This window comes from Thioclava sp. F1Mire-8, from assembly GCF_002213165.1.
Lineage (GTDB): Bacteria > Pseudomonadota > Alphaproteobacteria > Rhodobacterales > Rhodobacteraceae > Thioclava > Thioclava nitratireducens.
This window is the reverse complement of the sequence record NZ_NBNY01000001.1, coordinates 1,047,189-1,073,427: the sequence shown is the minus strand read 5'-3', so window position 1 is coordinate 1,073,427 and position 26,239 is coordinate 1,047,189. Positions and strand designations below refer to the sequence as shown.

Sequence of the window (26,239 nt, the reverse complement as noted above, 5' to 3'; positions counted from 1 at the left end):
GTCTCCTTCATTGTTTCGGGCGTCACAGAGGCGCCAGCCAGCGCGCCGGGGCCGACACCTCGCGCGGGCCGTTGGCGGCACCGGTGATCGCATCGGCCAGAAGCGCGCCGCAGCCCGCCGAAAGCGTCCAGCCCAACTGCCCGTGGCCCGCATTGACCCACAGGTTGTCGTAAGCCTTCACCCGGCCAAGGAAGGGCGGGCCATGCGGGGTCGAGGGCCGCAGCCCGGTCCAGAGAACGGGCGGCGCATCGCTCACCGCATCGCCGAAGCGTGCGGCGACGTAATCGGTCAGCACCTTGGTGCGATCCTCGCGCAGCGTCCGGTCGCGCCCGGCGAATTCGGCGATCGCGGTCACCCGCAACACCCCGCCATAAGACGCCACGGCCAGCATCGCGGCCTCGTCGATATAGGGGTGGCGGGGCAGGCGGCTCTGGTCGCGCACATCCCATGTCCCAGAATACCCCTTAACCGGGTAGATATCCGGCGCAAAGCCCAGAGGCCGGGCCAGATCGGGCGTCTCTACCCCGGTGGCGAGGATCACCTGCGCCGCAGGCAGCGTCTCGTCGGCGAGGTTGACCCCGGTGATCTTGCCATGGGCATGGCTGAACCCGGTCACCGCGCTGTTGTAGCGAAACTGCACACCGTGCTTGGCGGAAAGCGCTTTGGCGGCGGCGCGGGTCACCTCGTGGCAATTGCCCGCGGCATCCATCGGCGAGAGGAACCCGCCCGCAAAACCCGCCCTGGCGAGCGGCGGATCGTTCTCGGCCAGCCAGTCCGGGTCGATCCGCGTCAACCGCCCGTCGTCATGGGCGTCGATCTCATTCGTCGCATTATAAAGATAAAGTCCGCCCTCGAAGCGGATCAGCGCTTCCAGCTCCAACTCCTGCGCCATCTCGGGCAGGGCGGCGCGCGCGGTCTCGGCGAGCTGCATCATTCGCGCGGTATTCCGGGCCTGCGCGGCGCCTGTGCAGTTGAGCAGGAAGCGCGTCCCCCAACGCCAAAGCTCCGGATCGAACGGCGCGGTCAGCTTCACACCGGGATTGCGCCCCGCCATCGCGCGCAGCAGCTGCGGCAAGGCCTCCGGCCCCGCCCATGCGCTCGAATGGCCGATCGAGACGATCCCGGCATTCGCGCGCGAACACAGCTCCGCGGGGCCGGGCAGGCGGTCGACCACCGTCACCGGCAGCCCGCGCCGCGCCAGAGCCCATGCGGTCATCATGCCGACGATGCCCGCTCCGATCACGATATGACGTGGCTGCCCCATCTCCGCTCCCGTGTTTCCATGTCCCAAGCCTCTTTGTGGCGGCAATCGGCGCGCCTTACCAGCCCCTGCGCCGCGGGTTCGTGCCGCTACGTCGTTTGCCCGGGGCCGGGGCCACGGCTCTTGACCCGACTCGGCAATTGGGCATAAATGAACGTGCGTTCAATAAACCGGGGGAGGAGATCCGATGTTCGCAGGTTCGATGGAGTTCGATCTGGGCGAGGATATCGCCGCACTGCGCGATATGGTGCGCCGTTGGGCGTCCGAGCGCGTGGCCCCGATCGCGGCCAAAACCGATCTGGACAATGAGTTTCCGAACGAGCTTTGGACCGAGATGGGCGAGCTTGGCCTCCTCGGGATCACCGTGTCTGAAGAATTCGGCGGGGCCGGGATGGGCTATCTCGCTCATGTCGTGGCCACCGAGGAAATCGCGCGGGCCTCGGCCTCGATCGCGCTCAGCTACGGCGCGCATTCCAATCTCTGCGTGAACCAGATCAAGCTGAACGGTTCGGACGAGCAGAAGAAGAAATATCTGCCCGGACTGATCTCGGGACAGTCGGTCGGCGCGCTCGCGATGTCGGAATCCGGCGCGGGCTCGGACGTGGTGGGCATGAAGCTAAAGGCCGAGAAGCGCAACGGCTATTACGTCCTGAATGGCCATAAATACTGGATCACCAACGGGCCCGATGCCGACACGCTCGTGGTCTATGCCAAGACCGATCCGGAGGCGGGCTCCAAGGGCATCACCGCCTTCATCGTCGAGAAGGATTTCAAGGGCTTCTCCACCTCCAAGCATTTTGACAAGCTCGGCATGCGCGGCTCGAACACGGCACAGCTGTTCTTCGAGGATTGCGAAGTGCCCTTCGAGAATGTGCTGGGCGAAGAGGGGCGTGGGGTGCGCGTTCTGATGTCGGGTCTCGATTACGAGCGCGTGGTGCTTTCCGGCATCGGCACCGGCATCATGATGGCCTGCCTCGACGAGGTCGTGCCCTATTGCAAGGAGCGCGAGCAGTTCGGCCAGCCGATCGGGAATTTCCAGCTAATGCAGGGCAAGATCGCCGATATGTATGTCGCTATGAACACCGCGCGCGCCTATACCTACGAGGTCGCGAAAGCCTGTGATCGCGGCGCCGTGACCCGTCAGGATGCTGCGGCGACCGTGCTTTACGCCTCCGAGCAGGCGATGGTGCAGGCGCATCAGGCGGTGCAAGCGCTTGGCGGCGCCGGGTTCCTCAACGACTCCAACGTCTCGCGCCTGTTCCGGGACGCGAAGTTGATGGAGATCGGCGCGGGCACCTCGGAAATCCGCCGAATGCTCATCGGTCGCGAGATCATGGGAGCCGCGTGATGCGCGCCGGCGCTCTCCTCCTGATCGGGCTTGCGGCGCCTTTGGCGGCGCAGGCCCAAGGGGCAGGGGCGGATTTCGATCCGGCCGCTTTGGAGAGCTGCCTTTCGGGCGCTGACGACCCTGCGTCCTGCATCGGCAAAGCGGCGCAGCAATGCATCGGTGACGCTGCGAGCGTCCAGGACCGCCGCGCCTGCTATGACGCCGAGCGCGCCCTCTGGTCCGATCGGGCGGCGACAGCCCTCGACAGCTTGCGGCGGGCGGCAGCGGCCAGCGACGCGGCAAAGATCGCGGCGGGCAAGTCTCCGTCCGGATTGCAAGGCGCGCAGCTGGGCGAGGCGGAAGCTGCCTGGGCGCGCTACCGCGATGGCGCCTGCGCCTATGGGGCCGCGCTGCAGAGCGAGGGCGCAGAGGCGGAGGAGGCAGGCTGCCTGATGCGCAAGACCGCCGAACATGCGCTCGAATTGCAGAGTTGGGCCGGGCTGCTGGCTGGCGAGGCGCGCCCATGACACGGACACTCCGCCTTCACGGGCGCTCTGAGAAAAGGAAACGCGCGATGAAATTGGCATGGTTGCTGGGCGGCCTGATGCTCGCGTCCCCCGCCTTGGCGCAGGAACCGAGCGTTGACCCGAACGCGGTGCGCGCCTGTTTCGACGGGGCGAAGGACACCCATCCCGCCTGTATCGGCGAGGCGGCTGCAGCCTGTCAGGATGAGCCGGGCGGCGATACGACTCTGGGTATTTCGGCGTGTCTTCAGGGCGAGGCGCAGGTCTGGGACGATATCGCGAAGTCGCAATACAAGGCGGCGCGCGCCCGTCTGCTCGAGCAGGGGGGCACCGACCTCGCCAACATGCTTCTCGATGCGCAAAGCGCGTGGGGGCAGTATCGCGACGCCGATTGCGGGCTGCTCTACGAGATTTGGAAGGACGGCACGATCCGCACGGTCGTGGCGTCGCAATGCTACCTCGAGCGTACGGCGCAACGCGCGCTGGAACTGCGCGATTTGGGGAGGATGGAATGAAACTGGTATCGCAGGCCCTGACCTCGTCGGAGGACTTTCAGGCCAATCGCAAGGCGCATCTCGACGCGCTGTCGCAGATCGAAGAGGCTGCCGCACAGGCGGCGGCAGGCGGTGGTCCCGCCGCGCTGGAGCGGCACCTCTCGCGCGGCAAGATGGCGCCGCGCGAACGGGTGGCGGGGCTCTTGGATCCCGGCTCGCCGTTTCTGGAAATCGGCGCGACGGCGGCGCATGACATGTATGGCAATGCCGCGCCTTGCGCGGGCGTGATCGCCGGAATCGGCCGGGTGCAGGGCCAGGAAGTCATGGTGGTCGCCAACGACGCCACCGTGAAGGGCGGCACCTATTACCCGTTGACGGTGAAGAAGCACCTGCGCGCACAGGAGATCGCCGAGGAAAACCATCTCCCCTGCATCTACCTCGTCGACTCGGGCGGCGCGAACCTGCCCAATCAGGACGAGGTCTTCCCCGATCGCGACCATTTCGGGCGCATCTTCTACAATCAGGCCCGGATGTCGGCGAAGGGCATCGCCCAGATCGCGGTGGTGATGGGGTCCTGCACGGCAGGTGGTGCCTATGTGCCCGCGATGTCTGATGTGACGATCATCGTGAAAGAGCAGGGCACGATCTTCCTCGCCGGGCCGCCTCTGGTGAAAGCGGCGACGGGGGAAGTGGTCACCGCCGAAGACCTCGGCGGCGGCGATGTGCATACGCGGCTCTCGGGCGTGGCCGATTATCTCGCCGAAGACGACGCCCATGCGCTAGCGCTAGCGCGCCGCGCGGTCGGCAATCTCAACTACACGAAACCTTCGACGGTGAATTGGCAATCGCCCGAGGAGCCTGTCTACGATCCCGAGGAAATCCTCGGCGTGGTCCCGGCAGACCTGCGCACCCCCTATGATATCCGCGAAGTCATCGCGCGTCTGGTGGACGGCTCGCGCTTCGACGAGTTCAAGCCGCGCTTCGGCGAGACGATCGTCACCGGCTTCGCCCATGTCAAAGGCTGCCCCGTCGGCATCGTCGCCAATAACGGCGTGCTGTTCTCGGAAGCCGCCCAGAAGGCTGCGCATTTCATCGAACTGTGCTCGCAACGCTCGATCCCGCTGGTCTTCCTGCAAAACATCACCGGCTTCATGGTCGGACGGAAATATGAAAACGAAGGCATCGCGCGTCACGGCGCGAAGATGGTCACCGCCGTCGCCACCACCTCGGTGCCGAAAATCACCATGCTGGTCGGCGGCTCCTTCGGGGCGGGCAATTACGGTATGGCGGGGCGCGCCTATTCCCCGCGCTTCCTCTGGACCTGGCCCAACTCGCGAATCTCCGTGATGGGCGGCGAACAGGCGGCGGGCGTGCTCGCCACCGTCAAACGCGACGGGATCGAGCGCAAGGGTGGCCAGTGGTCGGCCGAAGAAGAGGCCGAGTTCAAGCGCCCCACCATCGAGATGTTCGAGCGCCAGTCGCACCCGCTCTACGCCTCGGCGCGGCTTTGGGACGACGGCATCATCGACCCGCGCAAATCGCGCGACGTGCTGGCGCTCTCGCTCTCCGCCGCGCTGAACGCCCCGATCGAGCCGACCCGCTTCGGCCTGTTCCGGATGTAACTTTCATGCCTCCGGCGGGGATATTTCGGCCAAGGGGAAGTGCAAATCTTCGACTTGGCCGAAATATCCCGGGGGGCTCCGCAGGAGCGGGGGCAGCGCCCCCTCCGACGCTCTCAAAGGGGAGACCGACATGTTTTCCAAGATCCTGATCGCCAATCGCGGGGAGATCGCCTGTCGCGTGATCGAGACTGCACGCAAACTGGGCGTGGCGACCGTAGCCGTCTATTCCGAGGCCGACAGCGAGGCGCGCCATGTGGCGATGGCCGATGAGGCGGTGGCCATTGGCGGCCCCGCGCCCAAAGACAGCTATCTGCGCGGTGATGCGATCATCGAGGCCGCCAAACAGACCGGCGCGCAGGCGATCCATCCGGGCTACGGGTTCCTCTCGGAGAACCCAGATTTCGTCGACGCCGTCGAGGCGGCGGGGCTGGTTTTCATCGGCCCCTCGGCCAAGGCGATCCGCGCGATGGGGCTCAAGGACGCGGCCAAGGCGCTGATGGAAAAGGCGGGCGTGCCTGTCGTGCCGGGCTATCACGGCGACAATCAGGACCCCGAGCATCTTGCGGGCGCGGCTGACACGATCGGCTACCCGGTGCTGATCAAGGCGGTCGCGGGCGGCGGCGGCAAGGGGATGCGGCTGGTCGAGGCGCCGTCCGACTTCGCGGATGCACTGGCTTCCGCGCAGGGAGAGGCGCAGACCGCCTTCGGCAATCCCGCCGTGCTGATCGAGAAATTCATCGGCTCGCCGCGCCATATCGAGGTGCAGGTATTCGGCGATGGTGATAAAGCGGTGCATCTGTTCGAGCGCGACTGCTCGCTCCAGCGCCGCCACCAGAAGGTGATCGAGGAAGCCCCCGCGCCGGGCATGACGCCCGAGATGCGCGAGGCGATGGGGCAGGCGGCGACGCGGGCCGCCGAGGCCATCGGCTACAAGGGTGCGGGCACGGTGGAGTTCATCGTGGACGGCTCGGACGGTCTGCGCCCGGATCGGTTCTGGTTCATGGAGATGAACACTCGTCTGCAGGTCGAGCATCCCGTGACCGAGGCGATCACCGGCGTCGATCTGGTCGAATGGCAATTGCGCGTGGCCTCGGGCGAGCCGCTGCCCTGCGCGCAAGGCGATCTGACGATCACCGGCCATGCGTTCGAGGCGCGTCTTTATGCCGAAGACGTGCCTGCAGGCTTCCTGCCCGCGACGGGGACGCTATCGCATCTGCGTTTCGCCGATGGATGTCGCGCTGATACCGGGGTGCGTACGGGCGACACGATCAGCCCGTGGTACGATCCGATGATCGCGAAGGTCATCACCCACGGGCCGACGCGGGCGACCGCGCTGGGGCAACTCGCGCGAGCGCTGGAAGCGACGGAAGTCGCGGGCACGGTGACGAACCTCGCCTTCCTCGCGCGGCTCGCGCGGCACGAAGGTTTCGCTCGGGGCGAGGTCGATACCGGGCTGATCGGGCGCGAGATCGACGCGCTCGCCGCCCCGACCGAGACGCCGGTTGCCGCGAAGGCGCTGGCCGTGATCGCCGCTGCCGGGCTTTGGGACGGCGAGGCGAGCGGCTTCAGCCTCTGGCAGTCGCCGCGCCGCACCGTGCCTTTCGAGGAAGAGGCCGCGATCCGAGTGCACGGGCCGGGCCAAGTCACGGTCGAGCTGGGTGAGGAGGCCCATGCGTGCAAGCTGGCCGAGGATGGCTGGCGGGTGAACGGCGCGAAGACCGGCGCGCGGATGGCGCAGTCGGATGGCGCGATCACCATCTTCCTGCATGGTGCGCATCGTTTCGACATTCCTGATCCGCTGGCGCGCGGCGCGGATGCCGACGCCTCCGATCTGACGCTGGCGCCGATGCCGGGGCTGGTGAAGGCGGTCTTCGTCTCGGCCGGCGACACCGTGGCGGCGGGCGACCGGCTCGCCATCATGGAAGCGATGAAGATGGAACACACGATGCGCGCAGCCCGCGACGGTGTCGTGGCCGAGGTTCTGGTCGCAGAAGGCGCACAGGTCGAAGCGGGCGCTGCGCTGATCCGGCTTGAGGACGAGGCATGATCCGACTGCATCACATCCCCGGCGCGCGTTCGATGCGGGTGCTCTGGCTGCTGGAAGAGATGGGGCTCGACTACGAGCTTCAAACATGGTCGCTCACGGATGGTTCGCTGCGCAGTCCCGAGTTTCGCGAACTCTCGCCTGCGGGGCGCATCCCGGCGCTGGAGGTCGACGGGCGCTCGATCTTCGAGAGCGGCGCGATCGTCGAATACCTTACCGAGACGCGGCCCGAGGCTGGGCTTGCGCCTGTCACGGGCGAACCCACTCGCGCGGATTTCCTCGAATGGGTGCATTTCGCGGAGACGCAGGGCAACATCCTGCAAAGCCTTAACATTCAACACATCTTCCTGCGCCCGCCCGAGGCGCGCTCGCCCGCGATGATGGCGCTCGAGACGAAGCGGCTTGGCGTCACGATGAAGGCGCTGGAGGCGCATCTGGTCGGGCGCGATTGGATGATCGGGACGTTCTCGGCGGCCGATTGCATGATGGGGTTCAATATCGACGCGATGTTCCGCTTCGTGCCGCGCGAGGGCTTCCCGAACATCTCCGCCTATCGCGACCGGATCGAGGAGCGGCCTGCCTATCAGCGCGCGGTCGAGAAGGGCGGTGCGAGCATGTATGCGCAGGATTTCTACGAGCTGCCCCCGATGGAGCAAACCCATGGCTGAGAGTGTCGAAATCTTCGAGATGGCCCCGCGTGACGGGCTGCAGAACGAAAAGCGCCAGATCGCGCTTTCCGACAAGATCGCGCTGGTCGATTGCCTGAGCCGGGCCGGGTTCCGTCGGATCGAAGTAGGGTCTTTCGTCAGCCCGAAATGGGTGCCGCAAATGGCCGACTCGGCAGAGGTCTTCGCCGGGATCGCGCGCCGACCGGGCGTTTCCTACGCCGCGCTGACGCCGAACATGAAAGGTTATGAGGCAGCGAAAGCGGCCAAGGCCGATGAGGTGGCGATCTTCGCCTCTGCCTCCGAGGGCTTCTCGCGCGCGAACCTCAATTGTTCGATCAGTGAAAGTCTGGAGCGGTTCTTGCCGATCATGGAGGCCGCAAAAGCCGATAATGTGAAAGTCCGTGGCTACATCTCCGTCGTCACCGATTGTCCCTTCGACGGAAAGACGCCGCCGGAGAGTGTCGCCCGCGTCGCAGCGCAGCTGCGCGACATGGGCTGCTACGAGATCAGCCTTGGCGACACGATCGGGCAGGGCACACCCGAGAGCGTGACGGCCATGCTGCGCGCGGTGCTGAACGAAGTTCCGGCGGAAAAGCTCGCCGGGCATTTTCACGACACTTCCGGGCGGGCGCTGGAGAATATCGAAGCCTCGCTGGAGATGGGCTTGCGGGTGTTCGATGCCTGCGTCGGCGGTTTGGGCGGATGCCCCTATGCGCCCGGCGCGGCGGGCAATGTCGCGACGGAGACGGTGCAGGCGCGACTCGGGGCTTTAGGCTACGAGACTGGGCTGGATTCGGCCGTTCTGGCTGAGGCCGCCGCAATGGCGAAGAAAATGAAAGGGCAGGGCGATGTTTGACACGATCAAGACCGAGACCGATACGCGTGGCATCGCGCGGCTCACGCTGGCGCGTTCGGAGAAGCATAACGCGCTCTCCGAGCAGATGATGGAAGAGATCACCGCGGCCATCGGCCAGCTTGGCACCGATGACGCCGTGCGCGTGGTGATCCTCGCCGCTGAAGGCCGCAGCTTTTGCGCGGGCGGGGATCTGAAATGGATGCAGAGCCAGATCGCGGCGGGCGCGAAAGAGCGCGCGGCGGCAGCGCGCAAGCTCGCGGGGATGCTGCAGGCGCTCAACACGTGCCCGAAACCGGTGATCGGCGCGGTACAGGGCAATGCGTTCGGCGGCGGGATCGGCATGATGTCGGTCTGTGACGTGGCCATCGGCGTCGAGGGTGCGAAATTCGGCCTGACCGAGACGCGGTTGGGTCTGACGCCCGCGACGATCTCGCCTTACGTGGTCGCGCGCATGGGCGAGGCGCGGGCGCGCCGCGTTTTCATGTCCGCGCGACTCTTCGAGGCCGCCGAGGCGCGTGATCTAGGGTTGCTGGCCAAGGTTGTCCTGCCCGAGATGCTGGAGCGGGCCGTGATGGCCGAGGCCGAGCCCTATCTCGCCTGCGCACCGGGCGCGGTGGGCGAGGCCAAGGCCTTGGTCCGGTCGCTGGGGCCGCGGATCGACGAGAGCGTGATCGACATGACGATCGAGGCGCTGGTGACTCGCTGGGAATCCGCCGAGTCGGATGAAGGAATCACCGCGTTTTTCGAGAAGCGCGATCCGGCATGGAAAGCTTAAGGTGGCCTTAAGAAGCGCCCCACCACGCGCAAGGCAAATATTCCGAAAATTCAAACTCTGATTAAGTTTGTCAAAAGACTGCGTCGCGACAAAAGCGGCGCAGTCCAACGCGGGCAGGCTCTGAGCGGCTCTGCAAGCTCGCAGATTTCGCATACCTTCGTATGCAAAAAGCACCCGCGGCCCGCATTTGCATGATTTTCCGGCCTGCTCTCGGTTGACCCCAATGGGGCGCAAGGCTATTGCTCGCCTAGCCAGAACCTGCGCGACAAGTCGTCGCGATGTTAGGGAGCCAAGCCCATGCATGACATGCTGCGCGAATATCTTCCCATCCTCATCTTTCTCGCCATGGCGATCGTGTTGGGCCTTGTGCTCATGCTCGCAGCGGCGGTGGTGGCGGTCCGCAATCCCGACCCCGAGAAGGTGTCGGCCTATGAATGCGGTTTCAACGCCTTCGACGATGCCCGGATGAAGTTCGACGTTCGTTTCTACCTCGTTTCCATCCTCTTCATCATCTTCGACCTCGAAGTGGCCTTCCTGTTCCCCTGGGCGGTGGCCTTCGGCCAGATTTCCATGGTCGGTTTCTGGTCAATGATGGTCTTCCTCGCGGTTCTCACCGTAGGATTCGCATATGAGTGGAAGAAAGGGGCGCTGGAATGGGCGTGATGACCTCTGCCAATACCGCAGGTGCGGATCGCGAAGTTGCGACGCAGACGCTGAACAAGGAGCTGCAGGACAAAGGCTTCCTGCTGACCTCAACGGAAGACATCATCAACTGGGCGCGCAACGGCTCGCTGCATTGGATGACCTTCGGCCTTGCCTGCTGCGCCGTCGAAATGATGCAGGTCTCGATGCCGCGCTACGACCTCGAGCGGTTCGGCACCGCGCCGCGCGCCTCGCCGCGCCAGTCCGACCTGATGATCGTCGCCGGCACCCTGACCAACAAGATGGCGCCCGCTCTGCGCAAGGTCTACGACCAGATGCCCGAGCCGCGCTACGTGATCTCGATGGGCTCCTGCGCGAATGGCGGTGGGTATTATCACTACAGCTATTCGGTGGTGCGCGGCTGCGATCGCGTCGTGCCGGTCGATATCTACGTTCCGGGCTGCCCGCCCACGGCGGAGGCGCTGCTTTACGGCATCCTTCAGCTGCAACGCAAAATCCGCCGCACCGGCACGCTGGTGCGCTGAGGAGAGCGAGAGATGGACGATACTGCCCTTCGCGAACTGGCCGGCCATATCGAGCTGAAGCGCCCCGATGACGTGGTCTCGACCGAGATCGCCTTCGACGAGCTGACGGTTACGATCACCACCCAATCGGTTCCCGCCTTCACCGAGTTCCTGCGCGACGATCCGAATTGCCGCTTCACGAACCTCGTGGACATCACGGCTATCGACTGGCCCGAGCGTCCGCAGCGTTTCGATGTCGTCTGGCATTACCTTTCGATGTATCGCAACCAGCGCATCCGTGTGAAAACGGCGATCCGCGAAGAGGACATGGTGCCCTCGATCACCAAGCTGCACCCCTGTGCCGATTGGTTCGAGCGCGAGGTCTTCGACATGTTCGGCATCCTGTTCTCGGGCCACCCGGACCTGCGCCGTCTGCTGACCGATTACGGGTTCCGCGGCCATCCGCTGCGCAAGGATTTCCCGACGACGGGCTATGTCGAAGTTCGTTACGACGAAGTGCTCAAGCGCGTCGTCTATGAGCCGGTGAAACTGACGCAGGAATACCGGCAGTTCGATTTCCTCTCGCCATGGGAAGGGGCCAAATACATCCTTCCCGGTGACGAGAAGGGCGAGGAGGCGAAATGATGGACGGCGATATCCGCAACAATGTCTATGATGACGGCTCGAAGGACACGCTGACCGACGAGCAGCGCATCCGCAACTTCAACATCAACTTCGGTCCCCAACACCCGGCCGCCCACGGTGTGCTGCGCATGGTGCTGGAGCTGGACGGCGAGGTGGTGGAACGCGCCGACCCGCATATCGGCTTGCTGCACCGTGGCACCGAGAAGCTGATGGAAAGCCGCACCTACCTGCAGAACCTGCCTTACTTCAACCGGCTCGACTACGTTGCGCCGATGAACCAGGAACATGCGTGGTGCTTGGCGATCGAGAAGCTGACCGGCGTGGAAGTGCCGCGTCGCGGCTCTTTGATCCGCGTGCTCTATTCCGAAATCGGGCGCATCCTGAACCACCTGCTGAACGTGACGACGCAGGCGATGGATGTCGGCGCGCTGACGCCGCCGCTCTGGGGCTTCGAAGAGCGCGAGAAGCTGATGGTCTTCTACGAGCGGGCATGCGGCGCGCGTCTGCACTCGGCCTATTTCCGGCCCGGTGGCGTGCACCAGGATCTGCCGCCGAAGCTGCTCGACGATATCGAGGAATGGGCGCATCACTTCCCGAAAGTGCTCGACGACATCGAAGGGCTGCTGACCGAGAACCGCATCTTCAAGCAGCGCAACGTCGATATCTGCGTCATCTCCGAGGAAGAAATCCAACAATGGGGCTATTCCGGCGTGATGGTGCGCGGCTCCGGCCTTGCATGGGATCTGCGTCGTGCGCAGCCCTACGAATGCTATGACGAGTTCGACTTCCAGATTCCGATCGGCAAGAACGGCGACTGCTACGACCGCTACCTCTGCCGGATGGCCGAGATGCGCGAGTCGACCAAGATTGTCCTGCAGGCGATCGAGAAACTGCGGATGCCGGAAAATCAGGGCGACGTGCTTGCTCGCGGCAAGGTGACGCCCCCGAAGCGGTCGGAGATGAAGCGTTCGATGGAAGCGCTGATCCACCACTTCAAGCTTTATACCGAAGGTTTCCACGTCCCCGCGGGCGAGGTTTATGCCGCCGTCGAAGCGCCGAAGGGCGAGTTCGGCGTCTATCTGGTGGCCGACGGCACGAACAAGCCGTATCGCGCGAAGATCCGCGCTCCGGGTTACCTGCATCTGCAATCCATGGATCACGTCGCCAAGGGGCACATGCTCGCCGACGTTTCTGCAATCATCGGCACGATGGATATCGTGTTCGGGGAGGTTGACCGCTAATGCTTCGCCGTCTTTACCCGGAACAACCCGATAGTTTCGAGTTCACGCCCGAGAACCTCGCATGGGCCAAGGCCCAGATGACCAAGTTCCCGGTCGGCCGTCAGGCCTCGGCGATCATCCCGCTGCTGTTCCGCGCGCAGGAACAGGAAGGCTGGCTGAGCCGTCCGGCAATCGAATACGTCGCCGAGATGCTCGACATGCCCTATATGCGGGCGCTCGAGGTCGCGACCTTCTACTTCATGTTCCAGCTGGCCCCGGTCGGCTCGGTCGCACACCTGCAGATTTGCGGCACCACGTCGTGCATGATCTGCGGCGCGGAAGACCTGATGAAGGTCTGCAAGGAGAAGATCGCCCCCGAGCCGTTCCAGCTCTCGGAAGACGGCAAGTTCTCGTGGGAAGAGGTCGAATGCCTCGGCGCCTGCGCGAACGCCCCGATGATGCAGGTCGGCAAGGATTACTACGAAGATCTGACCGAGGAGAGCCTCGCGAAGCTGATCGACGAGATGGGCAACGGCACCGTGCCGAAGCCCGGCTCGCAGACGGGTCGCTTCTCGTCGGAGCCCGCGTCGGGTCTGACCGCGCTCACCGAGACCAAGGGGGACAAGGAAGACTACAACTATTCCGTCGCCCGTGCGCTCGCGATCGGCGACACCATCAAGCGCATCGACGGCACCGAGGTGCCGCTGGAAGCGCCGTGGCAAAGCTCCGGCCAGCGCGGTCCGATCGGGACGATGGGGCAGGAGCGTCCGCGCTCCGCTGCGCAACAGGACGAGGCCCGCAAGGCGGCCAAGAAGACCGAGGCCAAGCCTGCCAAGGGCACGCCCGCGGACAAGACCGGCGTGACCGAGGCCGAGGCGCCCGCCACCTCGAAGTCCGTTCCGCGCTCGAAGCGCGAGCCCGTGGGCACCGAAGCCGATGCGAAGGCCGACACCGCCGTGTCCGAGGGTGAACAGCCCAAGCTTCTCGATGCGCCGCGCGACGGCGGGGCAGATGATCTGAAGATGATCAAGGGCGTCGGGCCGAAGCTGGAGACGCTCTTGCATTCGATGGGCATCTATCACTTCGACCAGATCGCGGCCTGGTCCGATGCGGAACTCGCATGGGTCGACGCAAATCTCGAAGGGTTCAAGGGTCGCGCGAGCCGCGACGACTGGAAAGGTCAGGCAGAGAAACTGGCCAGCGGGGCAGAGACCGAATTCTCGTCCCGCGCAAAGAAAGATGGCATTTACGAGTAAGCGCAACAGGGTAGAGACCGCCGTTAGGCGGCGTGAATGGAGAGACGGGAATGGGTGATCAGACACAGGGGTGCCGCGGCAAGGCAGGTATCTGGGCAGGCATTACGGGGATCGTGGTCACCGTTTTCCTGATGGTTGTGGCGCATGAGCCCTTCTTCGTGGCGCTCTTCCTTGGCCTGATGACCTTCCTGCTGTTCGGGGCCTTCCTGATCTGGGCGTTCTGCTCCGAGCATGGGGTTCAAGGCGAGGCGGACGGCACCGGGGCCTCGGACGAGGGCTCCGAGATCCCCGAAAGCCCCGTTGAGAGCTTCAACGCGTCGTCTCCCGAAGGCGTTGCCGCACAGGCGCAGGCGGCGGCGGCGTCTCCGACGCCCGTAGCCGAGCGCGAGGTGGAGCGCGCCGACGCGGTCGCGCCGAAAGACGAGGCGGCCACGCCCGAGGCCGACAGGCCCGAGCCCGGCCCGACAACCAAGCCCGCGACGGACGAAGCCGAGGCGGAAGAGCCGAAAGCTGAGCCTGCAGCGGAAGAGGCTGCGGCAGAGGCCGAAGCTGAGCCGAAAGCGGACGCGCCGGAGCCCGAGAGCGAGGATGCGACCCCGCTCTCCGCGATGTCGGCGCAGGTCGCGGACACGTCCTCTGCCGGTGCCGGGGGCCAACCCGAGGCCGCCGAAGGCGCCGGCAAGAAGCCGCGCGGGCTCAAGCAGCCGCGCAAGGCTGGGGCCGACGATCTAAAGAAGATCGAAGGCGTCGGGCCGAAGCTTGAAGAGACGCTGAACGGCTGGGGCATTTACCATTTCGACCAAATCGCAAAATGGGGCCCCGAAGAGATTGCCTATGCGGACCAGAACGTGCCGCGTTTCAAGGGCCGCTGCACCCGCGACAAGTGGGTCAGCCAGGCGAAAATCATCGTCGAGGAAGGCATGGATGCGTTCCTCGAACGGGCGAAGACGAACGATTACTGAGCGGGGGTGAATGAGCCAGATCGACGAGCACGACAGAGCGTTGGGGCGTAGGGCCGCCCTTATCATCGCCGTCGCCACGATCCTCTGGCTCCTCCTGCAATGGATCGGAAAACAACAGGGCTGGTCGGCGCAGGTCGCGCTGATCGGCGATCTCGCGGCAATAGCCGCCTATATCTACGCGCTGGCACTCGTCTGGCGCATCTGGCGCCGGAAAGCCGGCAAGTGAGGGAAGCGATATGCTGAAGGATCAAGACCGGATCTTCACCAATCTCTACGGGATGCATGACCGCTCTCTGCAGGGCGCGAAGATGCGCGGGCATTGGGACGGCACTGGCGAGATCCTGTCGAAAGGCAAGGATTGGATCATCGAGCAAGTGAAGGCCTCCGGCCTGCGCGGGCGCGGTGGGGCAGGCTTCCCGACAGGTCTCAAGTGGTCCTTCATGCCGAAGGAAAGCGACGGGCGTCCCGCCTTCCTCGCGATCAATGCCGACGAATCCGAGCCCGCGACCTGCAAGGACCGCGAAATCATGCGCCACGATCCGCATACGCTGGTCGAAGGCGCGCTGATCGCCGGTTTCGCGATGGGCGCCGCGGCGGCGTATATCTACATCCGCGGCGAATATGTGCGCGAGAAAGAGGCGCTGCAGCGCGCGATCGACGAAGCCTATGAAGACGGGCTGATCGGCAAGAACGCCTGCGGCTCCGGCTATGATTACGACGTCTACCTGTCGCACGGCGCGGGCGCTTATATCTGCGGCGAGGAAACGGCGCTGCTGGAGTCCCTCGAAGGCAAGAAGGGTATGCCCCGGATGAAGCCGCCTTTCCCGGCAGGCGCGGGCCTCTACGGTTGCCCGACCACGGTGAACAACGTGGAATCCATCGCCGTTGTCCCGACCATCCTGCGTCGCGGCGCGGAGTGGTATGCCTCCTTCGGTCGTCCGAACAACACCGGCGTGAAGCTGTTTGCGATGTCGGGCCACGTCAACACGCCCTGCGTCATCGAAGAGACCATGTCGATCTCGATGAAGGAACTGATCGAGAAGCATGGCGGCGGCGTCCGTGGCGGCTGGAAGAACCTCAAGGCGGTGATCCCGGGCGGCGCATCCTGCCCGATCCTGCCCGCCGAGCAATGCGAAGACGCGATCATGGACTATGACGGCATGCGCGAGCTGAAATCCAGCTTCGGCACCGCCTGCATGATCGTCATGGATCAGAACACCGACGTGATCAAAGCGGTCTGGCGCCTGTCCAAGTTCTTCAAGCACGAGAGCTGCGGCCAGTGTACGCCCTGCCGCGAAGGCACCGGCTGGATGATGCGCGTGATGGATCGCCTCGTGCGCGGCGAAGCCGAGATCGAAGAGATCGACATGCTGTTCGATGTGACGAAACAGGTCGAAGGCCACACGATCTGCGCGCTCGGCGACGCGGCCGCCTGGCCGATCCAGGGCCTGATCCGTCACTTCCGCGAAGAGATCGAAGACCGCATCAAGGCCCGCAAGACGGGCCGCATGGGCGCGATGGCTGCGGAGTGAGTATCGTGAAACGCCTGTCCCTTGCCAGTTTGACCCTTCTTTCGCTCGCCGGCGGTGCCGCCGCCGAGCCGGCGAAGCTGACGGTCGATTTCGGGTTCTTCCCGAAGGGGACGGCGTGCCAGGTGTTCAACACCACCGGCAAGGTCTCGCTGCGGACCGGGCGCGAGATCGAATACACGATCAAGGGCGATACCGGAAACGTGGTGTTCCGCTGCGCCCAGCCGGACGGCCGCTCTTTCGAGGTCGCGACCGGGGCGCTGCTTCCGCCGGGCAATCCCTCGCTCGTTGCGATCCAGATCAATCAGGACGATCACGCGCATATCTTGTGGGATCAGGGCGGATTGCGGCGCAGCACCGTCGCGGAGGTGCTCAGATGGAACTGAACCCTACCACGGCACAGGGCGGCATGATGCGGGCTGTGATCATATCGGGCTGCGCGCTGGCGCTTGGCGGCTGCATGGGCACGACGGGCGGTAACGAGGCCTCCAAAGGTCCGCGCCGTCTGGCGGCGGTTGAAGGTTACACAGCGGCTAATGATGCGAGCGGCGCGCTGGTCGTGATGCGGCAGGCCGCGCCCTTTGCGAACTACGAGGGCGCCGAGGCCAAGCGGGCCGCGAACGCCATCTGCGGCGGGGCTGTGGCCTCGTCGATCAATGACACTTACCGGGATGGCGCTTGGGTCTTCCCGATGGGCTGCGGCAACGCGGCGTGAAATAAACCCGCGCGGGGGCAACCTCGCGCCCGAAGAGACGAGACGGATAGCCATGGCTGACCTGAGAAAGATCATCATCGACGGGAACGAGGTCGAGGTCGATCCGAACCTCACGCTGATCCAGGCGTGCGAGCAGGCGGGGATCGAGATCCCGCGGTTCTGCTACCACGAGCGTCTGTCGATTGCGGGCAACTGCCGGATGTGTCTGGTGGAAGTCGTGGGCGGCCCGCCGAAGCCCGCCGCCTCCTGCGCGATGCAGGTGCGCGACATGCGCCCGGGGCCGGAAGGGGCGCCGCCGGTGATCAAGACAAATTCGCCGATGGTCAAGAAGGCCCGCGAGGGGGTGATGGAGTTCCTGCTCATCAACCACCCGCTCGACTGCCCGATCTGCGATCAGGGCGGCGAATGCGATTTGCAAGACCAGGCAATGGCTTACGGGGTGGACTTCAGCCGTTACCGCGAGCCCAAGCGCGCCGCGACCGAGCTGAACCTCGGCCCGCTGGTCGAGACGCACATGACGCGCTGCATCTCCTGCACCCGCTGCGTGCGCTTCACCACCGAAGTCGCGGGCATCACCCAGATGGGCCAGACCGGCCGGGGCGAGGATGCGGAGATCGCGAACTACCTGAACATGACGCTCGACTCCAACATGCAGGGCAACATCATCGACCTGTGCCCGGTGGGCGCGCTGGTCTCGAAGCCCTACGCCTTCACCGCGCGTCCGTGGGAACTGACCAAGACCGAGACCGTCGACGTGATGGACGCCGTGGGCTCCAACATCCGCGTCGATACCAAGGGACGCGAAGTGATGCGCATCCTGCCGCGCAACAATGACGACGTGAACGAGGAGTGGATCTCCGACAAGACCCGCTTCGTCTGGGACGGCCTGCGCCGCCAGCGTCTCGACCGGCCTTACGTCCGCGTCGACGGCAAGCTGAAGCCCGCAAGCTGGGGCGAGGCGCTGAGCGCCGCCGCCGAAGCGATGAAGGGCAAGAAAGTCGCTGGTCTCGTCGGCGATCTCGTCTCGACCGAGGCAGCCTTCTCTCTCAAGCAGCTGATCGAAGGTCTGGGTGGCAAAGTCGAATGCCGCACCGACGGAGCGCGTCTGCCGATCGGCAACCGCTACGGCTATGTGGGCAACGCGACAATCGCGGATCTCGACAACGCCGAGATGGTGCAGATCATCGGCGCGAACCCGGCCGTGGAAGCACCCGTTCTGAACGCGCGCATCCGCAAGGCCTGGGCCAAGGGCGCGACCGTCGGTCTCGTCGGTGAAGCCTGCGACCTGACCTATGACTATGAGCATGTCGGCACCGACCGCGCCGCGCTGGCCGAGCTGTCCTCCAAGACGATCTCCGACGAGACGAAGGCCAAGAACACCATCGTTATCATCGGGCAGGGCGCTCTGAACGAAGCCGATGGCGAGGCGGTTCTGGCCCTTGCGATGAAGCTGGCCGAGAACTCCAACGCCAAGTTCATGGTGCTGCATACCGCTGCGGCCCGTGTCGGCGCGATGGATGTGGGCGCAGTGACCGAGGGCGGTCTGCTCGCGGCCATCGACGGCGCAGAAGTCATCTACAACATGGGCGCCGACGAGGTGGAGATCACCCCGCGCGCCGAGGGCGGTCCCTTCGTGATCTATCAGGGCAGCCACGGCGACCGCGGAGCCAACCGCGCCGACGTTATCTTGCCGGGCGCGGCCTACACGGAAGAAAACGGCCTCTTCGTGAACACCGAAGGCCGTCCGCAGCTTGCCTTCCGCGCGGCTTTCCCGCCGGGCGAGGCGAAAGAGAACTGGGCGATCCTGCGCGCGCTTTCGGCTGAGCTGGACGCCAAGCAGCCCTGGGACACGCTTGCAGGTCTGCGCCGCGCGATGGTCGAGGCGGTGCCGCATCTGGCGCAGGTCGATCAGGTCGTGGAGAACGAAGTGCAGGCGATCGAGCCGCGCGACATGGGCAAAGCCACCTTCCGCCTGCCGATCCGCGAATTCTACCTGACCAATCCGATTGCACGGGCCTCCGTGGTGATGGGCGAATGCGCCAGCCTCGCGAAAGCGCGGGCCGAAGCGCCGGTGGCCGCCGAGTGAGATTGAGACGGATGATGCAGACCCTGCCCAATATCGCACCGCTCGCTCCCGGCCTTCTGGCCGGGCTGGCGGCGTGCACGCCGACCGGCGGGGCGCAGGGGGATAGCGCGGTCAAGCCGGTCTATCGGGGCACCGAAACGCGGCTCCTCGACAGCGATCTGGTGGAGATCCGCGCGCGTGTCTCGGGCGAGGGCGCCAGCGAGAAAGCGGCGACCGATTATGCCCAATGCGCAGCCGCGCAATACGCGCTGGTGCGTGGCTATGGATTTGCGCGCCATGTGCGCACGAATGTGACTGAAGAGGGTGGCATCTGGCGGGCAGATGCGGTCTACACCATCTCGCCCGCCTTGCCGCAGGGACTCAAGACGATCGACGCGGAAGTGACCGTCGCCGATTGCAAGGATCGCGGCATTCCGACCGTATGAAGAGAGTGGGACATCATGGCTGAATTCTTCACGACACCTTTCGGGATCTTCCTGCTGATCGTGCTGCAGAGCTTGGCGGTTATCGCCTTCGTGATGCTTTCGATGATCTGGCTGGTCTATGGCGACCGCAAGATCTGGGCTGCCGTGCAGATGCGGCGCGGGCCGAACGTCGTCGGGCCGTGGGGCCTGATGCAGACCTTCGCGGATGCGCTGAAATACGTGGTCAAGGAAATCGTCGTGCCGGCGGGCGCCGACAAGTTCGTCTATTTCCTCGCCCCGATCCTGAGCTTCGTGCTGGCGCTGCTGACCTTCACGGTGATCCCGTTTGCCGACGGTTGGGTGCTCGCCGATATCAACGTCGCACTTCTGTTCGTCTTCGCGGCTTCCTCGCTCGAGGTGTATGGCGTGATCATGGGCGGCTGGGCGTCGAACTCGAAATACCCGTTCCTCGGTTCGCTGCGTTCCGCGGCGCAGATGATCTCCTACGAAGTCTCGATCGGCCTGATCATCATCGGCGTCGTGATCTCGACCGGCTCGCTCAACCTGTCGAACATCGTGCGCGCGCAGGATACCGGCTGGGGCCTGCTGGGCTGGTACTGGCTGCCGCACCTGCCGATGGTGGCGCTGTTCTTCATCTCGGCGCTGGCCGAGACAAACCGCCCGCCCTTCGACCTTCCGGAAGCGGAATCCGAACTCGTCGCGGGCTTCATGGTTGAATACAGCTCGACCCCGTATCTGCTGTTCATGGCCGGCGAATATATCGCGATCTGGCTGATGTGCGCGCTGATGTCGATCCTGTTCTTCGGCGGCTGGCTGTCCCCGATCCCGGGGCTGCCCGACGGGGTGCTGTGGATGTTCGCCAAGATGGTGTTCTTCTTCTTCATGTTCGCGATGGTGAAGGCGATCGTGCCGCGCTACCGCTACGACCAGCTTATGCGGATTGGCTGGAAAGTATTCCTGCCGCTGTCGCTGGCCTGGGTGGTGATCATCGCCTTCCTCGCGAAATTCGAAATCTTCGGGCACTTCTGGGCCCGCTGGGCGATGGGGAGCTGATAGATGGCTTTCGACTATAACCGCGCTGCCAAGTATTTCCTGCTGGTGGACTTCATCAAAGGCTTCGGTCTGGGGATGCGCTATTTCTTCGCGCCGAAACCCACGCTGAACTACCCGCACGAGAAGGGCCCGCTTTCGCCGCGCTTCCGCGGCGAGCACGCCCTGCGCCGCTACCCCAACGGGGAAGAGCGCTGCATCGCGTGCAAACTGTGCGAGGCGATCTGCCCGGCGCAGGCGATCACGATCGACGCGGAACCCCGCGCCGACGGTTCGCGCCGCACGACGCGCTATGATATCGACATGACGAAATGCATCTATTGCGGCTTCTGTCAGGAAGCCTGCCCGGTCGATGCGATCGTCGAAGGTCCGAATTTCGAATTCTCGACCGAGACCCGCGAGGAGCTGTTCTACGACAAGCAGAAGCTCCTCGAGAACGGGGCCCGTTGGGAAGCCGAGATCGCACGCAACCTCGAACTGGATGCGCCTTACAGATGACCGACGATTTTTCGAAACTCTTCAGCACGATGATGGAGCAGTCGGCCGAGATGGCCCGGCTGTTCAATCCGGCGCTGGAAAGTTTCAACCCGGCTGCGATGGAGAAGCTCTTCCCCACCATGTCCAAGGACATGATGGAGATGTGGTTCGGCAAGACCTTCAACCGTGAAGGTCTCGACAGCCGGACCCGGCTTCTGGTGACGATTGCGGCGCTCACGGTGCTGGGCGCGCAGGCGGACTCGCAGCTGCGCCTGACGATCCGCCACGCGCTCGAGGCCGGGGCCACGCAACGCGAGATCGCCGAGGTGATCTTTCAGATGAGCATGTTCGGCGGGGTGCCCGCCATGACCCGCGCGCTCGAGATCGCGCAATCGGTCTTCGACGAGAATTCGGGAGAGAACGAATGACGGTGTTTGCTTTCGCCTTCTACCTTTTCGCCATTACGGCGTTGGTCGCGGGCTTCATGGTGGTGATTTCCAAGAACCCGGTCCACTCGGTGCTCTGGCTGATCCTGACCTTCCTGTCGGCGGCGGGGCTTTTCGTGCTTCTGGGCTCGGAATTCGTCGCAATGCTGCTGATCATCGTCTATGTCGGCGCGGTCGCGGTGCTCTTCCTCTTCGTGGTGATGATGCTCGACATCGATTTCGCCGCGCTCAAGGGAGAGTTGGCGCGCTACATGCCGCTGGGTCTTCTGATCGCGGTCATCATGCTGGTGCAGCTGGGCATCGCCTTCGGGGCGTGGCAGACCTCCGGCATGGCGGAAAACCTCCGTGCGGATCCGGTGCCCGAGGGCATGACCAACGCGCAGGCGATCGGTCTGCTCGTCTATGACAAATACCTCTACCTCTTCCAGACGGCGGGCCTGATCCTGCTGGTCGCGATGATCGGGGCGATCCTGCTGACGCTGCGCCATCGCACCAACGTCAAGCGCCAGAACGTGATCGCGCAGATGCATCGCGATCCGTCCAAGACGATGGAAATGGTGGACGTCAAACCGGGGCAGGGGCTGTGAGCGAACAAAAGCAAGCGAAAAACGCGAGTTCGGAAACGAGGGTGAACGCATGATCGGATTGGAACATTACCTTGGCGTGGCTGCCGCGCTGTTCGTGATCGGCATTTTCGGGATCTTCGTGAACCGCAAGAACGTGATCGTCATCATGATGTCGATCGAACTCATGCTGTTGGCGGTGAATATCAACCTGGTGGCCTTCGCGGCCTATCTGGATGACCTCGTCGGACAGATCTTCACTCTCTTCGTGCTGACCGTTGCGGCAGCCGAGGCCGCGATCGGCCTTGCGATCCTCGTGGTCTTCTTCCGCAACCGCGGCTCGATCGAGGTCGAAGACGTCAACGTGATGAAGGGATAAGGGACGATGGAAACGATCATTCTCTTTGCGCCGCTGGTCGGTGCGATCCTTGGTGGCTTCGGCTGGCGGGTGATCGGCGAAAAGGGCGCGATGGTCCTGACCACGGGCCTTCTGTTCCTCGCCGCCGCTCTCAGCTGGATCGTCTTTCTCACGCTGGGCGATCAGACGCAGCACATCCATGTTATGAACTGGATCACCTCGGGCGACCTCGACGTCGCATGGGCGATCCGGATGGACCGGCTGACCGCGATCATGCTGATCGTGGTGACGACGGTCTCCTCGCTCGTGCATCTCTACTCGTGGGGCTACATGGCCCATGACGAGAATTTCGACGAAGGGAAGGGCGAGAATTACAAGGCGCGCTTCTTCGCCTACCTGTCCTTCTTCACCTTCACCATGTTGATGCTGGTGACCTCGGACAACCTGCTGCAGATGTTCTTCGGCTGGGAAGGCGTGGGTCTCGCCTCGTATCTGCTGATCGGCTTCTACTACAAGAAGCCTTCGGCCAATGCGGCGGCGATGAAAGCCTTCATCATGAACCGTATCGGCGATTTCGGCTTCCTGCTCGGGCTGTTCGGTCTGTTCTACATGACCGGTTCGCTGAAGATGGACGACGTCTTCTCTGCGGCCCCGGCCTTGTCCGAAACGAGCCTGGACTTCCTCTGGGGGAACTGGAACGCGGTTGAGCTCTGTGCCTTCCTTCTGTTCATCGGTGCGATGGGCAAATCGGCGCAGCTCTTCCTGCACACATGGTTGCCGGACGCGATGGAAGGCCCGACGCCGGTGTCGGCGCTGATTCACGCCGCGACCATGGTGACCGCGGGTGTGTTCCTCGTCTGCCGGATGTCGCCGGTCTACGAATACGCGCCGCATACGCAGACCTTCATTGTCGTCATCGGTGCCTCGACCGCCTTCTTCGCAGCGACCGTGGGTCTGGTGCAGAACGACATCAAGCGCGTCATCGCCTATTCGACCTGTTCGCAGCTGGGCTACATGTTCGCGGCCGCGGGCGTCGGCGTCTATTCGGTGGCGATGTTTCACCTGCTGACCCACGCCTTCTTCAAGGCGCTGCTGTTCCTTTCGGCAGGCTCGGTGATCACCGCGATGCACCACGAGCAGGACATGCGCAACTACGGTGGCCTTCGCAAAAAGGTGCCGCTGACCTTCTGGGCGATGATCTTCGGCACGCTGGCGATCACCGGTGTCGGCGTTCCCTTCACCCATATCGGTTTCGCAGGCTTCCTGTCGAAAGACGCGATCATTGAGAGCGTCTGGGGCGGCTCGGGTGCTGGCTATGCCTTCTGGCTTCTGGTCATCGCGGCGGCCTTCACGTCCTTCTATTCGTGGCGCCTGATCTTCATGACCTTCTTCGGCAAGCCGCGCGGCGATCATCATGCGCATGATCACGCCAAAGAGAGCCCGTGGGTCATGACGGTGCCGCTGGTCGTACTGTCCTTCGGCGCGATCTTCGCCGGCATGATCTGGTACAACGTCTTCTTCGGCGATCACGCGAAGCTGGTGAAGTTCTTCGGCCTTCCCGCGCATGCCGAGCAGACGGCGGATGCCGGGCACGCGACGAGTGGCGAAGCCGCGCAGTCGGGCGAGGCAAGCCATGCCGCAGGGCAGGGTGAAACGCCGCCGGTGCCGGATCCGAACATGTCCGAACAGCAGGCTGAGGCCGAGCTGATGGACGAGGCCAAGACCTCGCCGAGCGTCGGCGCCTCGACCGCGGTCATCGAGTATCCGGGTGTCGCACCTCAGGGCTCCATCTACATGGGGCAGGAGAACGAGGTGATCGACAAGGCGCACCACGCGCCGGCCTGGGTCAAGGTCTCGCCCTTCGTGGCGATGCTGGCCGGGCTGCTTGTCGCCTGGATGTTCTACATCAAGGATGTGAGCCTGCCGCGGCGGATGGCTGAAGCCCAACCCGGGCTCTACAGCTTCCTGCTTAACAAGTGGTATTTCGACGAGCTGTACGAGCGTGTATTCATGCGCCCGGCGCTCTGGTTCGGCTATCAATTCTGGAAGAAAGGGGACGAGGGCTCGATTGACCGGGTCATCGACGGTATGGCCGTTGGCATCGTCCCGACATTCACGAGGTTCCTTAACAGGATGCAATCGGGCTATCTGTTCCACTACGCCTTCGCCATGGTGATCGGGATCGTCGGTCTCATGCTCTGGGTCGTCCTCAACGGGGGGGCGAACTGATGCAACACCTTCTTTCCATCGTCATCTTCACGCCCGCCGTGGCGGCGCTGATCCTCGCGCTGGTTCTGCGTGGCGGCTCGCCCGAGGCGGACCGCAACGCGAAATGGGTGGCGCTGACCGCGACTTCGGTCACTTTCCTGATCTCGCTGTTCCTGCTGGCCGGGTTCGACCCGTCCAACACCGGCTTCCAGTTCATGGAGAAATACTCCTGGATCATGGGCTTCCAGTACCGCGTGGGTGTCGACGGGCTGTCGATCCTCTTCGTGATGCTGACCACGTTCATGATGCCGCTCGTGATCATCGGCAGCTGGAACGTCACCGACCGCGTGAAGGAATACATGATCGCCTTCCTCGTCCTCGAGACGCTGATGGTGGGCACCTTCGTCACGCTCGATCTGGTGCTGTTCTACCTGTTCTTCGAAGCAGGCCTGATCCCGATGTTCCTGATCATCGGCATCTGGGGGGGCAAGCAGCGCGTCTACGCCGCGTTCAAGTTCTTCCTCTATACCTTCTTCGGCTCGGTCTTCATGCTGGTGTCGATCATCTACATCTACTTCCACACCGGAACGACGGACATGCCGGGGCTACTCGTCTACGAGTTCCCATACACACCGGTGGATGTTCTGGGGATATCGATCCCCGGCGGGGTGCAAACGCTGCTGTGGATCGGCTTCTTCATCTCCTTCGCGATCAAGATGCCGCTCTGGCCGGTGCATACCTGGCTTCCCGCAGCGCACGTTCAGGCCCCGACGGCCGGTTCGGTCGTGCTGGCCGCGATCCTGCTGAAACTGGCTGATTACGGCTTCCTGCGCTTCTCGCTGCCGATGTTCCCGGTGGGCAACATCGTGGTGGGCCCCTGGGCGATGTGGCTCGCGGTGATCGCGATCATCTGGACCTCGCTGGTGGCGCTGGTGCAGACCGATATCAAACGCGTCATCGCGTATAGCTCGGTCGCGCACATGGCCTATGTGCTGCTCGGGATCTTCTCGGGGACGCAGCAGGGCATCGAGGGCGGGATCTTCCTCGTCGTCTCGCACGGCTTCGTCTCGGGCGCGCTGTTCCTTCTGGTCGGCGTCATCTACGAACGAATGCACACCCGCGAGATCGACGCCTATGGCGGCCTCGTCAAGCGGATGCCGGCCTATGCGACGATATTCATGTTCTTCACCATGGCCAATGTGGGGCTGCCGGGTACCGGTAACTTCGTCGGGGAATTCCTGACGCTCGCCGGGACGTTCCAGGTCAACACCTGGGCCGCGATGTTCGCGACCTCCGGCGTGATCCTCTCGGCCGCCTACGCGCTCTGGCTCTATCGCCGGGTCGTCTTCGGCGACCTGATCAAGGAGAGCCTGCGCTCGATCACCGATCTCACCACGCGCGAGAAGTGGATCTTCGCGCCGCTGGTGGCGATGACCCTGATCCTTGGCGTCTACCCCGATCTGGTGACCAACATCATCGGGCCGTCGGTGACGCAACTCGTCCAGAACTATCACGATGCCTTGCCGGACACGTATCTGTCCGACCTGGTCGAACACTGAGGA

Annotated in this window: 28 protein-coding genes; 27 read left to right on the top strand and 1 reads right to left on the bottom strand. The window is 64.1% G+C overall.

Going from position 1 to position 26,239, the window contains the following annotated elements; all coding sequences use genetic code 11:
• Positions 1-22: 22 nt before the first annotated feature.
• Positions 23-1,264 (bottom strand): FAD-dependent oxidoreductase, encoded by a 1,242-nt coding sequence (locus tag B6V75_RS05020; protein ID WP_088718910.1) that lies wholly within the window; start codon positions 1,262-1,264, stop codon positions 23-25.
• Between the two features lie 184 nt (positions 1,265-1,448).
• Between B6V75_RS05020 and B6V75_RS05015 the strand changes: the two genes are divergently transcribed.
• From B6V75_RS05015 to B6V75_RS04885, 27 genes are all read left to right on the top strand, one after another.
• Positions 1,449-2,609 carry an isovaleryl-CoA dehydrogenase gene (locus tag B6V75_RS05015; protein WP_088718909.1) on the top strand — a complete coding sequence of 387 codons (1,161 nt, stop codon included), beginning with the start codon at positions 1,449-1,451 and terminating at the stop codon, positions 2,607-2,609.
• Complete coding sequence (locus B6V75_RS05010) at positions 2,609-3,115, top strand: lysozyme inhibitor LprI family protein (protein ID WP_088718908.1); 507 nt, start codon at positions 2,609-2,611, stop codon at positions 3,113-3,115. The genes B6V75_RS05015 and B6V75_RS05010 overlap by 1 nt, the downstream gene beginning before the upstream one ends.
• Before the next feature lie 47 nt (positions 3,116-3,162).
• Entirely contained in the window at positions 3,163-3,627 is a 465-nt protein-coding gene (locus B6V75_RS05005) for a lysozyme inhibitor LprI family protein (protein WP_158275119.1), read from the top strand.
• Positions 3,624-5,228 (top strand): carboxyl transferase domain-containing protein, encoded by a 1,605-nt coding sequence (locus B6V75_RS05000; RefSeq protein WP_088718906.1) that lies wholly within the window; start codon positions 3,624-3,626, stop codon positions 5,226-5,228. The genes B6V75_RS05005 and B6V75_RS05000 overlap by 4 nt, the downstream gene beginning before the upstream one ends.
• A 130-nt stretch (positions 5,229-5,358) precedes the next feature.
• The gene (locus B6V75_RS04995; RefSeq protein ID WP_088718905.1) at positions 5,359-7,275 is read left to right on the top strand and encodes an acetyl/propionyl/methylcrotonyl-CoA carboxylase subunit alpha; all 1,917 of its coding nucleotides are present in this window, start codon (positions 5,359-5,361) and stop codon (positions 7,273-7,275) included.
• The gene (locus B6V75_RS04990; protein ID WP_075774468.1) at positions 7,272-7,940 is read left to right on the top strand and encodes a glutathione S-transferase family protein; all 669 of its coding nucleotides are present in this window, start codon (positions 7,272-7,274) and stop codon (positions 7,938-7,940) included. The genes B6V75_RS04995 and B6V75_RS04990 overlap by 4 nt, the downstream gene beginning before the upstream one ends.
• The gene (locus B6V75_RS04985; protein ID WP_088718904.1) at positions 7,933-8,796 is read left to right on the top strand and encodes a hydroxymethylglutaryl-CoA lyase; all 864 of its coding nucleotides are present in this window, start codon (positions 7,933-7,935) and stop codon (positions 8,794-8,796) included. Before B6V75_RS04990 ends, B6V75_RS04985 begins: the two co-directional genes overlap by 8 nt.
• Complete coding sequence (locus B6V75_RS04980) at positions 8,789-9,571, top strand: crotonase/enoyl-CoA hydratase family protein (RefSeq protein WP_088718903.1); 783 nt, start codon at positions 8,789-8,791, stop codon at positions 9,569-9,571. The genes B6V75_RS04985 and B6V75_RS04980 overlap by 8 nt, the downstream gene beginning before the upstream one ends.
• A 297-nt stretch (positions 9,572-9,868) precedes the next feature.
• Positions 9,869-10,234, top strand: a complete 366-nt coding sequence (locus tag B6V75_RS04975) for an NADH-quinone oxidoreductase subunit A (protein WP_075774471.1) — start codon at positions 9,869-9,871, stop codon at positions 10,232-10,234.
• Entirely contained in the window at positions 10,234-10,758 is a 525-nt protein-coding gene (locus B6V75_RS04970; RefSeq protein ID WP_075774728.1) for an NADH-quinone oxidoreductase subunit B, read from the top strand. Before B6V75_RS04975 ends, B6V75_RS04970 begins: the two co-directional genes overlap by 1 nt.
• Before the next feature lie 12 nt (positions 10,759-10,770).
• Positions 10,771-11,382 (top strand): NADH-quinone oxidoreductase subunit C, encoded by a 612-nt coding sequence (locus B6V75_RS04965; protein ID WP_075774472.1) that lies wholly within the window; start codon positions 10,771-10,773, stop codon positions 11,380-11,382.
• Entirely contained in the window at positions 11,379-12,623 is a 1,245-nt protein-coding gene (locus tag B6V75_RS04960) for an NADH-quinone oxidoreductase subunit D (protein ID WP_075774473.1), read from the top strand. The genes B6V75_RS04965 and B6V75_RS04960 overlap by 4 nt, the downstream gene beginning before the upstream one ends.
• Entirely contained in the window at positions 12,623-13,858 is a 1,236-nt protein-coding gene (locus tag B6V75_RS04955; protein WP_088718902.1) for an NADH-quinone oxidoreductase subunit E, read from the top strand. Before B6V75_RS04960 ends, B6V75_RS04955 begins: the two co-directional genes overlap by 1 nt.
• 50 nt (positions 13,859-13,908) lie before the next feature.
• Positions 13,909-14,820 (top strand): hypothetical protein, encoded by a 912-nt coding sequence (locus B6V75_RS04950; RefSeq protein WP_088718901.1) that lies wholly within the window; start codon positions 13,909-13,911, stop codon positions 14,818-14,820.
• A 10-nt stretch (positions 14,821-14,830) separates the two neighbouring features.
• Positions 14,831-15,046: a DUF5337 family protein gene (locus B6V75_RS04945; RefSeq protein ID WP_075774476.1), complete on the top strand. Its 216-nt coding sequence runs from the start codon at positions 14,831-14,833 to the stop codon at positions 15,044-15,046.
• A gap of 10 nt (positions 15,047-15,056) precedes the next feature.
• Positions 15,057-16,352 (top strand): NADH-quinone oxidoreductase subunit NuoF, encoded by a 1,296-nt coding sequence (gene nuoF, locus B6V75_RS04940; RefSeq protein ID WP_075774477.1) that lies wholly within the window; start codon positions 15,057-15,059, stop codon positions 16,350-16,352.
• A 5-nt stretch (positions 16,353-16,357) separates the two neighbouring features.
• Positions 16,358-16,735 (top strand): hypothetical protein, encoded by a 378-nt coding sequence (locus B6V75_RS04935; RefSeq protein WP_146194459.1) that lies wholly within the window; start codon positions 16,358-16,360, stop codon positions 16,733-16,735.
• Positions 16,726-17,064, top strand: coding sequence for a hypothetical protein (locus B6V75_RS04930; RefSeq protein WP_088718899.1), 339 nt, complete (start codon positions 16,726-16,728; stop codon positions 17,062-17,064). The genes B6V75_RS04935 and B6V75_RS04930 overlap by 10 nt, the downstream gene beginning before the upstream one ends.
• Positions 17,065-17,116: 52 nt before the next feature.
• A complete protein-coding gene (nuoG, locus tag B6V75_RS04925) occupies positions 17,117-19,150 on the top strand; it encodes an NADH-quinone oxidoreductase subunit NuoG (protein ID WP_088718898.1) in 2,034 nt (677 codons plus the stop codon).
• 14 nt (positions 19,151-19,164) lie between these two features.
• Complete coding sequence (locus B6V75_RS04920; protein WP_075774729.1) at positions 19,165-19,575, top strand: hypothetical protein; 411 nt, start codon at positions 19,165-19,167, stop codon at positions 19,573-19,575.
• A gap of 15 nt (positions 19,576-19,590) precedes the next feature.
• Positions 19,591-20,628, top strand: coding sequence for an NADH-quinone oxidoreductase subunit NuoH (gene nuoH, locus B6V75_RS04915; RefSeq protein ID WP_075774481.1), 1,038 nt, complete (start codon positions 19,591-19,593; stop codon positions 20,626-20,628).
• Between the two features lie 3 nt (positions 20,629-20,631).
• Positions 20,632-21,123: an NADH-quinone oxidoreductase subunit NuoI gene (gene nuoI / locus B6V75_RS04910; RefSeq protein ID WP_075774482.1), complete on the top strand. Its 492-nt coding sequence runs from the start codon at positions 20,632-20,634 to the stop codon at positions 21,121-21,123.
• On the top strand, positions 21,120-21,530 hold the full coding sequence (locus B6V75_RS04905; protein ID WP_075774483.1) for a carboxymuconolactone decarboxylase family protein: 411 nt from the start codon (positions 21,120-21,122) through the stop codon (positions 21,528-21,530). The genes nuoI and B6V75_RS04905 overlap by 4 nt, the downstream gene beginning before the upstream one ends.
• On the top strand, positions 21,527-22,135 hold the full coding sequence (locus B6V75_RS04900; RefSeq protein WP_075774484.1) for an NADH-quinone oxidoreductase subunit J: 609 nt from the start codon (positions 21,527-21,529) through the stop codon (positions 22,133-22,135). Before B6V75_RS04905 ends, B6V75_RS04900 begins: the two co-directional genes overlap by 4 nt.
• A gap of 49 nt (positions 22,136-22,184) precedes the next feature.
• The gene (gene nuoK, locus B6V75_RS04895) at positions 22,185-22,490 is read left to right on the top strand and encodes an NADH-quinone oxidoreductase subunit NuoK (RefSeq protein ID WP_075774485.1); all 306 of its coding nucleotides are present in this window, start codon (positions 22,185-22,187) and stop codon (positions 22,488-22,490) included.
• A gap of 6 nt (positions 22,491-22,496) precedes the next feature.
• Positions 22,497-24,698, top strand: a complete 2,202-nt coding sequence (nuoL, locus tag B6V75_RS04890; RefSeq protein WP_075774486.1) for an NADH-quinone oxidoreductase subunit L — start codon at positions 22,497-22,499, stop codon at positions 24,696-24,698.
• On the top strand, positions 24,698-26,236 hold the full coding sequence (locus B6V75_RS04885; RefSeq protein WP_075774487.1) for an NADH-quinone oxidoreductase subunit M: 1,539 nt from the start codon (positions 24,698-24,700) through the stop codon (positions 26,234-26,236). Before nuoL ends, B6V75_RS04885 begins: the two co-directional genes overlap by 1 nt.
• The last annotated feature ends 3 nt before the right edge of the window (positions 26,237-26,239 follow it).